This is a genomic window from Bacillus sp. OTU530 (assembly GCF_038440375.1).
The window spans coordinates 23,651-37,884 of record NZ_JASATP010000018.1; the positions used below are offsets into that span (position 1 = coordinate 23,651).

Annotated in this window: 16 protein-coding genes and 2 riboswitches; of the genes, 13 read left to right on the forward strand and 3 right to left on the reverse strand. The window is 37.6% G+C overall.

Going from position 1 to position 14,234, the window contains the following annotated elements:
• Positions 1-142 precede the first annotated feature (142 nt).
• Positions 143-1,948 (reverse strand): chloride channel protein, encoded by a 1,806-nt coding sequence (locus tag AAHB12_RS14750; protein ID WP_342045785.1) that lies wholly within the window; start codon positions 1,946-1,948, stop codon positions 143-145.
• Between the two features lie 119 nt (positions 1,949-2,067).
• Between AAHB12_RS14750 and AAHB12_RS14755 the strand changes: the two genes are divergently transcribed.
• From AAHB12_RS14755 to AAHB12_RS14770, 4 genes are all read left to right on the forward strand, one after another.
• Complete coding sequence (locus AAHB12_RS14755) at positions 2,068-2,463, forward strand: MarR family winged helix-turn-helix transcriptional regulator (RefSeq protein ID WP_129728944.1); 396 nt, start codon at positions 2,068-2,070, stop codon at positions 2,461-2,463.
• Between the two features lie 241 nt (positions 2,464-2,704).
• Positions 2,705-2,926, forward strand: coding sequence for a helix-turn-helix domain-containing protein (locus tag AAHB12_RS14760; protein ID WP_129728945.1), 222 nt, complete (start codon positions 2,705-2,707; stop codon positions 2,924-2,926).
• A gap of 309 nt (positions 2,927-3,235) precedes the next feature.
• A complete protein-coding gene (locus AAHB12_RS14765) occupies positions 3,236-3,691 on the forward strand; it encodes a DinB family protein (RefSeq protein ID WP_342045786.1) in 456 nt (151 codons plus the stop codon).
• 230 nt (positions 3,692-3,921) lie between these two features.
• Positions 3,922-4,221, forward strand: a complete 300-nt coding sequence (locus tag AAHB12_RS14770) for a hypothetical protein (RefSeq protein WP_342045787.1) — start codon at positions 3,922-3,924, stop codon at positions 4,219-4,221.
• Positions 4,222-4,394: 173 nt separating this feature from the next.
• Here AAHB12_RS14770 and AAHB12_RS14775 read toward each other — a convergent pair whose 3' ends face one another.
• Positions 4,395-4,550, reverse strand: a complete 156-nt coding sequence (locus tag AAHB12_RS14775) for a hypothetical protein (protein ID WP_342045788.1) — start codon at positions 4,548-4,550, stop codon at positions 4,395-4,397.
• Positions 4,551-4,676: 126 nt separating this feature from the next.
• Here AAHB12_RS14775 and AAHB12_RS14780 point away from each other — a divergent pair, with 126 nt between their 5' ends.
• The 4 genes from AAHB12_RS14780 to crcB (AAHB12_RS14795) all read left to right on the forward strand — a co-directional run bounded on the left by AAHB12_RS14780 (position 4,677) and on the right by crcB (AAHB12_RS14795) (position 8,740).
• Positions 4,677-5,033, forward strand: coding sequence for an ArsR/SmtB family transcription factor (locus AAHB12_RS14780; RefSeq protein ID WP_342045789.1), 357 nt, complete (start codon positions 4,677-4,679; stop codon positions 5,031-5,033).
• The gene (locus AAHB12_RS14785) at positions 4,990-7,626 is read left to right on the forward strand and encodes a heavy metal translocating P-type ATPase (RefSeq protein ID WP_446715564.1); all 2,637 of its coding nucleotides are present in this window, start codon (positions 4,990-4,992) and stop codon (positions 7,624-7,626) included. The genes AAHB12_RS14780 and AAHB12_RS14785 overlap by 44 nt, the downstream gene beginning before the upstream one ends.
• A gap of 215 nt (positions 7,627-7,841) precedes the next feature.
• Positions 7,842-7,901: riboswitch (Fluoride riboswitch) on the forward strand.
• A gap of 54 nt (positions 7,902-7,955) precedes the next feature.
• Positions 7,956-8,378, forward strand: a complete 423-nt coding sequence (gene crcB, locus AAHB12_RS14790; RefSeq protein WP_342045849.1) for a fluoride efflux transporter CrcB — start codon at positions 7,956-7,958, stop codon at positions 8,376-8,378.
• The gene (gene crcB, locus AAHB12_RS14795; RefSeq protein ID WP_342045791.1) at positions 8,375-8,740 is read left to right on the forward strand and encodes a fluoride efflux transporter CrcB; all 366 of its coding nucleotides are present in this window, start codon (positions 8,375-8,377) and stop codon (positions 8,738-8,740) included. The genes crcB (AAHB12_RS14790) and crcB (AAHB12_RS14795) overlap by 4 nt, the downstream gene beginning before the upstream one ends.
• Positions 8,741-8,993: 253 nt before the next feature.
• On the opposite strand, the gene AAHB12_RS14800 is transcribed toward crcB (AAHB12_RS14795), so the two are convergent.
• Entirely contained in the window at positions 8,994-9,914 is a 921-nt protein-coding gene (locus AAHB12_RS14800; protein ID WP_342045792.1) for a LysR family transcriptional regulator, read from the reverse strand.
• A 148-nt stretch (positions 9,915-10,062) separates the two neighbouring features.
• Here AAHB12_RS14800 and AAHB12_RS14805 point away from each other — a divergent pair, with 148 nt between their 5' ends.
• The 5 genes from AAHB12_RS14805 (at position 10,063) to AAHB12_RS14820 (ending at position 13,699) form a co-directional block, all read left to right on the forward strand.
• The gene (locus tag AAHB12_RS14805) at positions 10,063-10,575 is read left to right on the forward strand and encodes a GNAT family N-acetyltransferase (RefSeq protein WP_342045793.1); all 513 of its coding nucleotides are present in this window, start codon (positions 10,063-10,065) and stop codon (positions 10,573-10,575) included.
• A 44-nt stretch (positions 10,576-10,619) separates the two neighbouring features.
• The gene (locus AAHB12_RS31785) at positions 10,620-10,955 is read left to right on the forward strand and encodes a GlpM family protein (protein WP_446715563.1); all 336 of its coding nucleotides are present in this window, start codon (positions 10,620-10,622) and stop codon (positions 10,953-10,955) included.
• A 305-nt stretch (positions 10,956-11,260) separates the two neighbouring features.
• Positions 11,261-11,360, forward strand: a riboswitch (purine riboswitch).
• A gap of 54 nt (positions 11,361-11,414) precedes the next feature.
• Positions 11,415-11,996: a hypothetical protein gene (locus tag AAHB12_RS14810; RefSeq protein ID WP_342045794.1), complete on the forward strand. Its 582-nt coding sequence runs from the start codon at positions 11,415-11,417 to the stop codon at positions 11,994-11,996.
• A gap of 608 nt (positions 11,997-12,604) precedes the next feature.
• Positions 12,605-12,790, forward strand: coding sequence for a hypothetical protein (locus tag AAHB12_RS14815; protein ID WP_342045795.1), 186 nt, complete (start codon positions 12,605-12,607; stop codon positions 12,788-12,790).
• A 555-nt stretch (positions 12,791-13,345) separates the two neighbouring features.
• Positions 13,346-13,699, forward strand: coding sequence for a hypothetical protein (locus AAHB12_RS14820; protein WP_342045796.1), 354 nt, complete (start codon positions 13,346-13,348; stop codon positions 13,697-13,699).
• The last annotated feature ends 535 nt before the right edge of the window (positions 13,700-14,234 follow it).

Sequence of the window (14,234 nt, forward strand, 5' to 3'; positions counted from 1 at the left end):
ACACAATGAAAGAATTTTTTGCTTCGCAAAGCTGAAATTCACCCCCTACTTATTTCTGGGCTCATTCCCTTCAAGAAATTGAAGTAGGGGTACTCTTTCAGCAAAATCTGATAGAAGCATTATGAATTGAAGGTGGAGTCCATTAAATGTCAGCCTTCACTGGATTTTTGAGGTACTCTTTATTCACATTGTCTTTGTTAAAAAGCCGAATATGTTTTTCTTGCATATTTTCTTCTTCAAGATATTTTCGTTTAGCTTTTAACAAATCACCATATGTTACAATTCCAACTGGTTTGAAAGTCTTATCTAGTACAACAACGTGATCAACACCATGATAAATCATTTGTTCAACGGTGTCTTTTCCAGTATTATTTTGTGAAATTGTGATCACATTTTTCGAGAACTGATCACCAACTTCAATCTCACTTACTCTTGGATTAGTAATCCAAGGTAATAACTCAGAACGGGTAAGCATTCCCACAAGATTTTTATCCATTGTCACAATTGGATAGGTTTCATACTTGTATACGTGGTTTTGCTGAAGTATGTTTTCAATTACCTCTGCGATTGTGCTATCTTTCGGAACCGTAAGTAGGGATTTTGACATAATTTCGGAAACCTGGCAGAGTTCTAATGGATCTACCATATAGTCACGACTAATATGAATGTTTCGTCGGGCAATCTTTTCAGTGAGTATGGAGCGAGGTAAAATCAGTGCTGAGATCCCAGCACTAATTGCGCAAGTAATTAAAGTTGGAAGCAACATATCAATATCATGGGTCAGTTCTAGTAGAAAGATCACTGTAGTGAAGGGTGAACGAGTAACTCCGCAAAATGTGGCAGCCATACCTAAGAATGCCCAGAAAGCTACATTTTGGGCATGAAATAAGACCGCCAGTACGTTGCCAAGTGAACCGCCTATAATCAAAAGGGGAGCTAAGATTCCACCTGATGTACCGGAGCCAAGGGCAATTATCCAAATGATTGTTTTTACAATTAACATTTTGATAGCTAGCGAGTAATCGAATTGTCCCTGAACAAGGCTGTGAATTGAATCGTATCCTACACCTAAGACTTGTGGTACAAAAAAACCACCTATACCAATAGCTATTGCTCCAAATGCAGGCCACCACATCCAATGTAAAGGCAACTTACGAAATAAATCCTCTGTACCATAGATACATTTTGTTAGGATATATGCAAGTACAGCACTAATTATCCCAAACATTACGGGAATCAATAGCGCCTCAATAGTGGTGGAGGGAATCGCTTTACTTGGAAACATGGTTTTGTTACCTAGTAAATAGAAGTGTACAAATGCTGCAGCACCACTTGCAAGGGCAATCGGTACTACACTACGAGGACGCATTTCAAAGGCAAGTAGTTCGACAACGAACAAAACTGACGCAATGGGTGCATTAAAAGTAGCACACATACCCGCAGCGGCGCCTGAAAGGAGAAGTACCTTTCTTTCTGCTGCTGTTATATGTAATAGTTGCCCAATGATAGAACCAATCGAGCCCCCAGTCATGATAATGGGTCCTTCTGCACCAAATGGACCACCACTACCAATCGATATAGCTGCTGAGATGGGCTTCAGAATCGCAACTTTTGGAGCGATGATACTCTTTCCCAGTAAAATAGCCTCCATAGCTTCAGGGATACCGTGCCCCCGAATTTTTTCTGACCCAAATCGGGCCATTAAACCAATGATGATTCCTCCGATTATTGGAACAACAATTACCCAAGCCCCTAATGAATTAGGATAATCTAAAACAAATGCCAGAGAAAATCGTTGATAAAAAAATAGGTTTGTAAAAAAATTGATCATTTTCATTAGAATGACAGCGATTAAAGCCCCAATTACTCCCACAATTAGCGCTAAGGTTGAAAGATAAAAAATTCTTTTGGTGAGAATAAAATCAGATAAAGTTCTAGCATGTTTCATTTTCATCCCCCTTTTGGATAATATGGAAAAATAAAAGTGCATCTTAATGAGATATATTTTTGCTTTCAAAATATATCTCATTAAGATATACTTATTAGTATTATTAAGGGGGATTAAACATGACAAAATCCAGGATATCAAAATCCACATATGAACGTTTAGCTAATTTTAGATATGAGTTGAGAAAATTCATCCACTTTAGTGAAGCTGCAGCTAGACAAATAGGAATTACACCTCAACAACACCAATTGTTACTAGCTATCAAAGGGTTTCCCGAACGCGACGTTGCTACCCCGCGGGAATTAGCTGAACGGTTGCGACTTAGTCATAATGCCTGTGTAGGTTTGATTGATCGATGCGAACAGTTGGGGCTAGTTTGTCGTATGCCAAATCCTAAAGATAAACGAAGCGTTTATGTAGGAATAACTGAGCATGGAACGGGGATTTTGGAACAATTATCAGAGATACATCTTGAAGAAATCAAACGCATAGGTTTATTTAAATATCTCGAGTAGGGCATTTTTAAATGGATTGGGAATCAATTGAATCAAAAATGGCATATTTAATAGCTTCCTTCCTTTGTAACAATAATCTAATGAATTATCGATATATACCCGGTCTCTATATTCTGAAAAGCTATTTGGAATGAGCAATGATCAGAAAAATCTCCTTAGATGAACGTAATGAAGAAGATGTGATGGATTCAACAAAGTCATGGGCATTGCCTTATAATGTGATGTATTAAGGGGGGTCTAAATGGAAAAGGAATTATTAATAAAAATAGGAAAAACGATTAAAACAACAAGGGTGAGTAATGGGCTTTCTCAGGCTGATCTTGCCGAAAAATCTCACCTGCATAAAAATTTTATTGGAATGGTTGAGCGAGGCGAGCGTGGTGCAACAATTTTATCCCTGCAGAAGATTTGTCTAGCATTAGGATTTTCCCTAACAGAATTCTTTCAATCTTTGAACCTATAGATTATTTTCAGCCTCTTTATAGAAATACTTTCGACCAGAAGTCCTCATACTTACAGTAAAAGGGGATCTTCGCTACAACCTCAGTGTTCGACCTTATGGAAATGATGGGGGAGTGGGGATGATCTATCGCTTTTTCACCGCACTTCGGGTTTATCTAGATGGTTCTAAGTTTGATAGGACAAGCTTCTGAGGGTAGAGGCAATGAAAAGGGGGGAAGTACGAAGTACAGTCATCATTGAGAATGCAATTTGGAGTCGACCTAATGATAAACAAAGCCTGATATAATCATTGGTAAGGGAGTGATGTTAAATGGAACAACTAGTTGAGCAATACAAACAAGGATACCCTAAGATTCTTAAAGAGCTTGAAGGGCTTACAGAAGAACAATTATTGTTTAAACCATCTGAAAAAAGCTGGAGCATCAGGGAAATTATCATCCACGTTTCAGATGCAGAACTCGTACATATTCACCGAATGAAAGCTGTTTTATCGGAAGATAATCCTATCCTAACTGCCTTTGATCAGGATTTATGGACAACCCGTTTAAATTCTCAGCATGTTGATCATCAATTATATCTTCAACTGTTTAAATCTATGCGTGAAAGTTTTCTACCTATCCTTCATCATTTAACTGAACAGGATTATCTACGAATTGGGACACATAATCAAGCTGGTCAACTCACTTTTAAAGAGATCCTTGAACACTCCATTGAACATGTTGATACTCATATTAGACAAATAAGACGAATAAAAAATCTTTTTTGATAACGTTAACTGAATGTAAAGTGAAAATGACTTGAAATAGTAGCCGGAGGTAGGGAAAACTCGTTTCGACCTTCCTGCGTTTGGAAAGGCAGGGTTTTATCTTATTACTTCATCAAAAGGCGCGCTTTTTTTCCACTTTAAGAAAGTATAAATTTCTTGCGGGAAGACAATTCGACGTAGGGAGAAATTTTAGGAACAAAGTATAAGTGGGCTATGGAGGGGAATATGCAATGATAGATGCAAAGTTAATTAATTATATCTATAAAGGGCTTAGAGCTGATTATAATGCCCTCTATAAGCGTATGGAAGAAGATACAATATTCACTAAAAAGGAATTCAAAAAGCGTTTTGATGAGTTACAAGAAGGTTTATCTGCTTATCGTAGTCTTATAAGTGAGATAGAATATGAACATCCTTCTATTTTTCGTGAGATTATGTTCCGTCATTCCGTAGTTAGATATCTTCAAAATGAGATTAGCTCTTTAGAAGAGCGAGGAGAAAGGAGATTTGATGGAGGAATTGATATGTGATGTTGCATGAAGTACTAAAGATGGCTCACACCGCCATCTTTTTTGGTATACATACATGAGAAGCATAAGTGTCCTTTGTCTAGCAATGAAGTTGCTTTTCTTTTTTGATCATATTTGTATTTTATTGATAGAACCCAAAGATGAAATGAATGTTATTCTATTATTTACTGTCTCTAACCTTTTAGTTTTTTGGCATCCCAGTTTTTCACCTTCCGCTTTTTACATTTCGTTCCGTTGTTACAACAATCATCTTTAGCCGTTTTCCTAATCCATATAAACATCAAAAGAGGAAATAAAAACAAAGCCAGTATACCGATCAACCAATCCATTGCTTTACCTCCTCTCCGATTCGTATTAATTTATTAAAAAGTTTTGACTCACGAATTAGTCATTGCTAATATGAATATAACATAAATATATTAGTAATAACTAATATATGATGGAGGCGTATAAAGATGTTACCATCTACTCTTGATGTAAAAACAAAATTTATTCAAGGATTTGCTGATAAAACCCGATTGCGAATTCTTTCTTGCCTGATGGATGGAGAAAAAACCGTATCCGAGATTGTGGAACGTATCCAAGGTAACCAATCGAATGTATCTCAACATCTAAGCTGCTTAAAAGGGTGCGGAATTATTAAGGGGAGACCGGAAGGGAAGTACGTGCACTATTCTTTGCGCAACGATCAAATTAAAGAACTTCTTACAATGTTTGATACGGTGTTCGAAGAAGTACAAAATGAGGTAGCTGCCTGTGACAAAAACGATGGCTGCCTATCTCCAAAAGGGGAGGAGACCATTGTCGAATAAGAAGGAGAAGCAAGGAAGTTGCTGTCAAACTTCTTCTGGTGGGGATGCTGTTATAACAATAGCCAAAGAAGAACGAGAAATACCTTCTTCATTGGAACCAAAGAAAACATCTTGTTGCTCATCTAAGGAACCTGTTTTGATTCCTATTGTGGAAGTAAAGCAGGAAGCTTCATGTTGCAGCAGCAAGACACACCATACAGAACAGAAATTAGATTCCTCTGATTCCTGTTGTGATCCGATTCCTTCGAAGACCAGCTCTTGTTGCTCTTCTTCAACGACTGTAACCGTGCAGAAAGAAAAGGATGCAACGGATAGTTCTTGTTGTAGTAGCAAAACAAATGAAAAAAAACAGGAATTGGTCTTTTCTGACTCTTGTTGTGGCCCTGATTCCCCACAGGTAAGTTCTTGCTGTTCTTCATCGACTACACTTGCACAAGGAGAGGCTGCTGCAAAGGTAAGCTCGTGTTGCAGTAGTGAGAAACCAGCAGAGCAGCCACCAGTTACAGGTGACGGAGTGCAGACATATCTGATTGAAGGAATGGATTGCGGGGCTTGTGCAGTAACGATTGAAAAGCATTTGCAACACGTTCCTGGTGTGGAAGAGGTTCGTGTAAACTTTTCCACTGGAAAAATGCAAATTCGCCATACTCGTGATGTAGAGGATATTGCGAAAGAAGTGTCCAAAGCTGGATTTCATGCTACTTTGGCAGGGAGGAGATCTAAAGACGTTCCTTCTAGGAAGTCAATGGAAACCCCGCTGCTTTTGTCAGGAATATTGTTAGCGTTTGGATTTTTTGGTTCATTTACAGACACGTCACCACTTCTGATTACGTTATGTTACGGGGCTAGTATTGTTATTGGAGGATATAAACCAGCGAAAAGTGCCTTTTACGCCATTCGAAGTAAATCATTGGATATGAATGTCCTCATGACAACTGCTGCTGTTGGCGCAGCCCTCATTGGAGAGTGGCTAGAGGGAGCAACGGTTGTATGGTTATTCGCACTTGGAGCAGCGTTGCAAAATAGATCGATTGAGCGTACACGTGAATCCATTCGTGGATTGATGGATTTGGCATCTTCTGAAGCATGGGTCAAAGTTGGAACAGAACTCGTAAAAACATCCGTAGACGATATTACCGTAGGAACGGTGATTGTGGTAAAACCAGGTGAAAAAATTCCGCTGGATGGTACTATTGTGGCAGGATACTCTACCGTCAATCAAGCCCCGATTACAGGTGAATCCATTCCAGCCGACAAGCAAACCGGAGACGCGGTATATGCCGGTACTATCAACGAAGAGGGTTCACTGGAGATTCACGTAACAAAACTGGTAAAGGACACAACCATTGCACGAATCATTTATTTAGTTGAAGAAGCACAGGAAAAAAAGGCTCCTACGCAAGCCTTCGTAGATCGGTTCGCACGCATCTATACACCGATTGTTTTTGCATTAGCATGGGCTGTCATCGTGATTCCGCCTCTTGCAGGAATGGGAGAATGGATGGAGTGGGTCTATAAGGGATTGGAACTGCTTGTTGTTGCATGTCCATGCGCCTTAGTTATTTCTACACCGGTTGCGATTGTATCCGCTATCGGAAACGCGGCAAAAAATGGTGTGTTAATCAAAGGGGGTACTGCTTTAGAAGTGGCGGGAGCCTTACGTGTGATTGCGTTTGACAAAACCGGTACATTGACAGAGGGAAAGCCAAAGGTTGTACAGGTGACTGCTCTGGAGGGCTCTGAAGTAGAACTATTGTCTTTTGCCCGAACCATTGAAGAATATTCCAATCATCCGATTGCAAAGGCCATCGCAGCATATTCACAAGAACGTAACATTCCTTTACAAGAAGGAACAGATTTCCGAGCTATTGTAGGAAAAGGTGCACAGGTGACTATTCAAGGAGAAGTCTACTACGCTGGGAATGCTGCCTTGTTTGAAGAACAGGGTGTATCTACGGAAACTTGGCAAGAGATGATGCAAAGCATGCAACGACTGGGACAGACGGTTGTCATTGTTGGTACCAAGCAGACCATTTTGGGTATTATTGCAGTAGCTGATTCTATCCGTTTCACGACTTTAGAGACAGTGCAAGAATTGAAACGGGCAGGAATTCAAGAAACGGTGATGCTCACAGGAGATAATGAAGGAACAGCGCAACATATTGCTCAGCAAGCAAAGATTGATCGATACTTTGCTCATTTGCTTCCAGAAGATAAAGTGCGTGCCGTAGAGCAGCTGCAAGCAGGAGGGAAAACAGTGGCCATGATTGGAGATGGTATCAATGATGCACCTGCACTTGCCACGGCGAACTTAGGGATTGCTATGGGTGGGGCCGGAACAGATACTGCAATGGAGACGGCGGATATTGTTCTGATGGCAGATAACCTAGAGAAATTGCCATACACGATACGCCTCAGTCGAAAGGCATTAAGCATCATCAAACAGAATATTTGGTTCTCTCTTATTATAAAACTTATTGCGCTTGTCTTAATTTTCCCAGGGTGGTTGACGCTTTGGATTGCTGTACTCAGTGATACAGGCGCTGCGCTTCTCGTCATTCTCAACAGTATGCGTTTGTTGCGGAACAAATAAGTTTGTATGGGGCTACTTCTTAGCTCCATACCTTACATAAAAAACAGAAAAAATAACAGGGAGAAAGGGGATATATATGGAAATCACTCGTATAAAAAATTCCCCTTCTTTTGGAGGGCACTGAAAAACTAAAATGAAGAAGTTTTTTTGATTACTATGAGAAGTTTTAAGACGACCTCTGGATTATTAGACGCCCCTGCATTATAATGATTGTATAACGAATAGGCGATGGAGTTCGCCTTAATTGCCCTAGAGCTGATGACTCCTACCAGTATTTATTTTACTGGTAGGAGTCTATTTTTTTGAGAAAATTACAAAAGAGGTGGAAAATGGTTTATATCTTTGTCGGCATAGCTGGGATTTTAGGTGCCTTATCACGTTATTATTTAGGATTATCTATTAGTACAGGGTGGCAGCATGATTTTCCGTTTGCAACATTAGCAATTAATCTTATCGGTTGCTTTGTTCTTAGTTGGCTCACGATGTACATATCCCGATTAAATATTCTTCATCCATACCTTGTCACTGGGATAGGTACAGGATTTATTGGATCCTTTACAACCTTTTCTACATTTAGCGTGGAAACCGTTAAATTAATTCACGCCTCACATTGGGGAGTGGCTCTGTTATATGTATTAAATAGCTTATGGGGTGGTCTTTTCATGTCTTGGTTAGGTTTTAAAGTTGGTGACTCTTTCTTCAAGAAACAAACACAGCGTACATTGCGACCAAAGGGAGGACAAAACTCATGATAGGAAATCCAGCTTTGTTAGTAGCAATTGGTGGTTTCTTTGGGGCAATATCCCGTTTTGGCATCAGCAATTGGTTTAAAACAAGATATCCTTCATCTTTTCCTATTGGGACCCTTCTTATAAATTTACTCGGTTCATTTTTACTGGGATATATCATCGGAAAAGGAATCGATGAAAGCTGGCAGCTTTTATTCGGTACAGGTTTCATGGGGGCTTTCACAACTTTCTCTACGTTTAAATTGGAAAACATCCAGCTATACGCCAATAAGAAGTGGAAAGCACTTGCTTTGTATTTAGGAATAAGTTATACATTTGGTATTCTGTTAGCTTTTTTAGGTATGAAATTGGGACATATCTTATAAGGTCAGTCTTATCAAAAATCTTCAGCAAACAACATGAAGGTTTTTGATAAACTTCTAGATATATTGGCTTCTGTATTCTTGGATTGCGTAAAGAGGGACAAAAAGGGGGAGCGCTTTGCGCTCCCCTTTTTTTATAACTTTTTGGGGTGATGTCTAGCTTCCAAGGTCCAAAATGGCAGGCCTTGTCCGCTTTTCTTATTATTCGGTGGCAAAGAGTACGTTTTCAAAGAAGGAAGAGCCTATTACACTGACTTTATACGCTCTTCGGCATAGATTTTTCTAAAGCTACTTTCAAAAAGTCAATATACACCAGAATTTCTTCTGACAAAAATACATCGTTTCGTTTCACCAACCCCACTTGAATCAGACTGTTGCTTTCCAAAGGAATAGAAATAATATTGGGGTTCATGTAATTGTTCACAATACAGCCTGTTCCCAGATTGTAGCCATCTGTATTTGATAGAAGATTATTCATGGTGCCTCTATCCTTCAGATAGACTAGTTTTCTGATATTGTCCACATTGATGGCTTCTTCCGCAAAATGGAGCAGTACATCATCCTGCTGGTAGGTCAGATAAGGATAGTCTCTTAACTGCTCCAAAGTAATGCATGTAAGATGAGCCAAAGGATGCTCTCTTCGGAGAAAGACGTGTTGCCTCAACGAAGCTAGGGGAGTAAACATTAGTGATTTTGAAATAAAATAACGCTCAAAAAAACTTTTATTTAGATTGGTCAGAGATAAAATTCCAAGAACACTTCTGCTCGCATACACATCATCAATCACATCGGTTGTCTTTCCTTCCCGAATCGTCAGCTCATATTTCCGCTCGGCAAAATAATCCATTAAATTTGCAACAGCCTCTATAACAAAGCCGTAATGTTGAGAAGAAATAGAAACCTTTGTTAAGTCCATTGTCTTCTCCTTATTAAAATGATAAACGACGGACTCCATTTGTTCCAAAAGCATTCTAGCATAGAATAATAATTCCGTGCCTTCCTTTGTAAAGAGAACCCCTTTGTTCGTTCTATCTAAAATGGTAATCCCTAAATCAGCTTCCAGTTCACGCACTGCTTTGCTGATACTAGGTTGTGTCACGTAAAGGGCAGAGGCTGCTTTACTGATAGAATTATGCTTGGCAATCTCCACTATATACCGAATTTGTTGAAACGTCATGTTCTCACCGTCCATTTTTCGATTCTGCCAAATGTTTTGCTATAACCGCATTCTATGGCAAATGATGAAAAAGTTCAATTTTACGTTATGTATAGAGAGTTCTAAAATAAATATAGAAAATCAAATTTATTGTGAAAGGAAGAAAAAAATGATAAGAGAAGCAACTGAAAAGGATTTAATAGATATGTTAGAGATATATAATGATGCAATTCTGAATACCACCGCTGTATACACTTATAAACCCCAGACTCTTGAAAGCAGACAAGTTTGGTATAACCAAAAGTTAGAAGAAGGTTATCCAATATTAGTATGCGAACAAGATGACAAAGTAGTTGGATTTGCTACATTTGGTCCTTTTAGACCTTGGCCAGCTTATAAATATACAATAGAACATTCTGTATATGTTCATAAGGATTATAGGAATCAGCGTATTGCAACAAAATTAATGCAAGAGCTAATAAAAATCGCTAATGAAAGAGAATATGCAACACTTGTTGCTGGAATTGATGCAGCAAATAAAGGTAGTATAAAAATGCATGAGAGAATGGGATTTGAATGTTCTGGTGTAATTAAAAAAGCTGGATTTAAATTTGATAAATGGCTGGATCTTGCTTTTTATCAATTGGATTTAAAAGGACATAAAATGCCCTCAGAAGAATAGATCAGTAACAATCAGTAACTAGAAAGAAGGGATTGGATTTTTAGTTGAATTTACTTATAAAATGTATTGTAGCTGTTATTATTATGGTTATTGTTCATTATATCTCAAAGACAAATAATTATTATATTGCTGGATTAATATTAAGTTTTCCTGGTTTAAGCATTATTGCGTATTATTTCATGTATTTAGAACAAGGAGCTTCAAAAGTCCGAGTAACAACATATTTTGCTATGTTATCGGCCATAACCTTTGTAATTTTTCTTTTAATATTAAATTTCACCTTAAAAAAATACAATATATATAATTCGCTTTTAATAGCAAGTCTGGTTTGGGTAACTACTTCATCATTATTAATCGTAATATGGAAAAGTTGGAATTAATCGAATGAAACAGATATTCTATGATAATAGCATTGTTTTAAACGTTTTTGGTACTCCTCTTGCTTTTGGGCAGAGTGTTGGACAGCTTCTTCTTCGTTCTAATAGTAAGAAAAAAACAATTGACAATGATTATCACTATCGTATATTATTATCTTGTTGATAATTGTTCTCATGAAAGTTGTCCGTCTTCTCAATACACATTCCAAAGGGACTGATTATTGTTCCCTTTGGAGTCCCTTTTCATAAATAAGTTCGTAACACTTGAAACATTCTGGATGATTCGCTTCATTACGATCATCAGTTTAAATGAAAACATAGAGTTGAATAGTATAACCTCGTTAATAGGGTATGAGGGTGTCTACCAGGAACCGTAAAATCCTGATTACAAAAATGTGTGTTTTTGGCATTGCTTTGTAATCAGGATTTTTTAATTTTTAGTTTTTGAAAAAGGAGAAAGACATGAGAGTAGGAAAGTGTATCACAACTTATACAGGAATTGAATTTTATCCATTAGACCCACGAGTACAAGAGGTTTCAACAAGGGATATCGCACACGCCTTGTCATTGTTGTGTAGAGCAAATGGACATTATCGTCATTTTTATAGTGTGGGACAACATTCTCTAAATTGTGCCAAGGAAGCTAGATTTAGAGGCTATTCGGAACGGTTGCAGTTAGCATGTTTATTGCACGATGCTTCTGAAGCATATATTTCCGACATTACCAGACCAGTTAAACAGGAATTAAGTCAATATTTAGAAATGGAACAACGTCTCCAACAGTTCATCTACACTGTTTATGGATTATCTGACTTAACGCAGTATGAATGTAGTCTTATCAAGGAAATTGATGATGATATGCTTGCATATGAAATGAGACTATTGCTACATTCTCATGAGGTATGCAAGGGGGAACTAATTGGACAACATAACTTTCAGTTTGTGATGATGAAAGAGGTAGAGGATGAATTTGTAAGGCTTGTGAAGGAGTTACAAAACAAATTATCTCTTACATCAACAATGGAATCCCTAAGTACACCATAGTAATAGTACGGTTAATAATGAGAATGATGTGAACAAGGAATTCCCCCTGGCTAAGTGATCCGGGGGGGATTTTTATAGGACTCTTATTTTAATTTTCTTTCTACAACGGGAATTATGGTAATAACATGGAAAATATTTTTGTTAAAGTTAAGGGAATGAAAAATTTTTTTCTTTTTACAACTGTAAAACGCTTTCTATTTGCTATAATCTTACCAAAAGTTATTTCGGAATCATGGAGGTTACAACAGCTGCAAATAAGCTGCTGGAAGTTCGCAAAAACGATTAAATATGATTTCAAACGGAGGTGAAGACTGGTTGCAAAATAACACTAAAAGCGGAAAAATTATACAAAAAGAATTGATAGCTTGTGGATACAGGATGTAGAATAAGATTACCGTTTAACTGGAACATCGTGAAGAAGGTTGCGGTTATCTTTACAGAGATAGGTTACACCTATAATAAGGAACGAGAATATCCCTTATTGACTGAGCGAGAGCGGTCCTCTAGTGTGCGAATCCTGTGAGGCACACGTTTCCGAAAGGAGATGCAAAGCTTGTAAGTTCAATGTTGAATTGTAACTTTTAGTAAGTTTTGTGAACCAGGCAGAAATGGATTGTGGAGATACTATCCTTTACAGAGGAAAACAATATGTAGTTGTTCATATCTTTAATGATGGATTTGTAGAGATTGGGATTCCCCAATTTAATAATTGGTTATCTGTTGAAACCATTCCAATCACAAAGGTTGAACATATTATTGCAAGAAGTAAGAAACAAAAAACCATCTTAAAGTAAGTAAAGCGACTTCTGCTTTCGAGGATTATGTTAATATGCACCCTCCAGATCACTTAACTGGAGGGTGTTTTTATAGGTTTCTAGATGCATTGACTCCCGGTAATGCACGATTATGTCCACTTACCATGTATAGGATATACAGGAAAATTTCCCTACAATCCCATTGTTAAGATGGTAAAATAAAGGAAAGAGAGGTGAATAAGTTATGAGTTTTTTGATAGATATATTGACATACGGAACTTGTATCATAGTCGTCGTAAGCATTGTGATTGCTGTTCGATATAGAAATTATATAGATTGGTTTTACTTAATTTTTCTCCTCTGCACGGCTGGGGGAGGCGTTTCTTCAGCAAAAAATCATTTTCCTTTAGGGATGATGATTTGTAACATATTCGCTGTTATATCCCTTTTCTGTGCAGTTCGGCAGGCGAAGAAGTGTATTGGTAGTAAAACTGCCTCTTAAATAACGGGAGGGGGTTGCTGTATAGATTTATAATTGTTCCAAGTCCGCAGAGCCACAATAATAGGACAATGCGTTCATGAAAGGAAAAGAGTATGATTATTTTTTGGGTTATAAGCATGGTTGCGATGATGATTTTTGGTTTGTTCGGGAGTATCGTAATTATTACGACAGGGTATAAGCTTAAAAAGTTAGACCTGATTTTATTAGGCTTGCTTACCCTGCTTATGGTGTTTATTCCAATAGTAGGTGGATTCATTGGAATAGATACACAGCAGTACACAAAGTTATCTAATCAATCGTACTGGTTCATTTTTGCTCTTTTAGCAGTTTGTATAACTCTTAATGGCATGATACGAAAAACAAAGGTTATATCTGCCACTGGTGGAACTATGGTTTGTATGACCATAATTCAGTTAGCGTTATTTTTCTTAATATGGACTCACTGAGTGAGATGAACGTATCTGTAAAAGGCCGAAAAGAGGAACTTTCTATGTCGAATCTTATGTTAACTAAAGCTATGCGCGATATATACGAGCAAAGGAGAAAAACATGAGTAATCCTTTACTTTTTACCGCAATAGATACGAGTTTTACTCGTCAAGAACAACTAAAAAAGAGAATGAACTAGATCCGTTTCAGTTATTGAAATCTTATAAAGATTTATTGAAAAGGTAGTAAATTTAACTACCGATAACGCCTGATTATGTTAGCCTGACGTGAGTACCATATACATCCGATCTTTATAACAAATCGCTTCTTCTAAAGGGTACAATTAGGGAAAAGGAGTAGGGATATGGATAAAAGTAACTCCTTACTATATAAAAAAAGATGCGTCATGAAGAGGCATCTTTTTTATATACTTACAATTATTCATTTTGCTTTTCATATTTAAGCTAATCAATTTATCTAGTTGTTAACTGCATTGGATGGTTCGGAAGTTGTTAAAACCATATATTCTGTTTAAATGAATTTTTTGACTTCT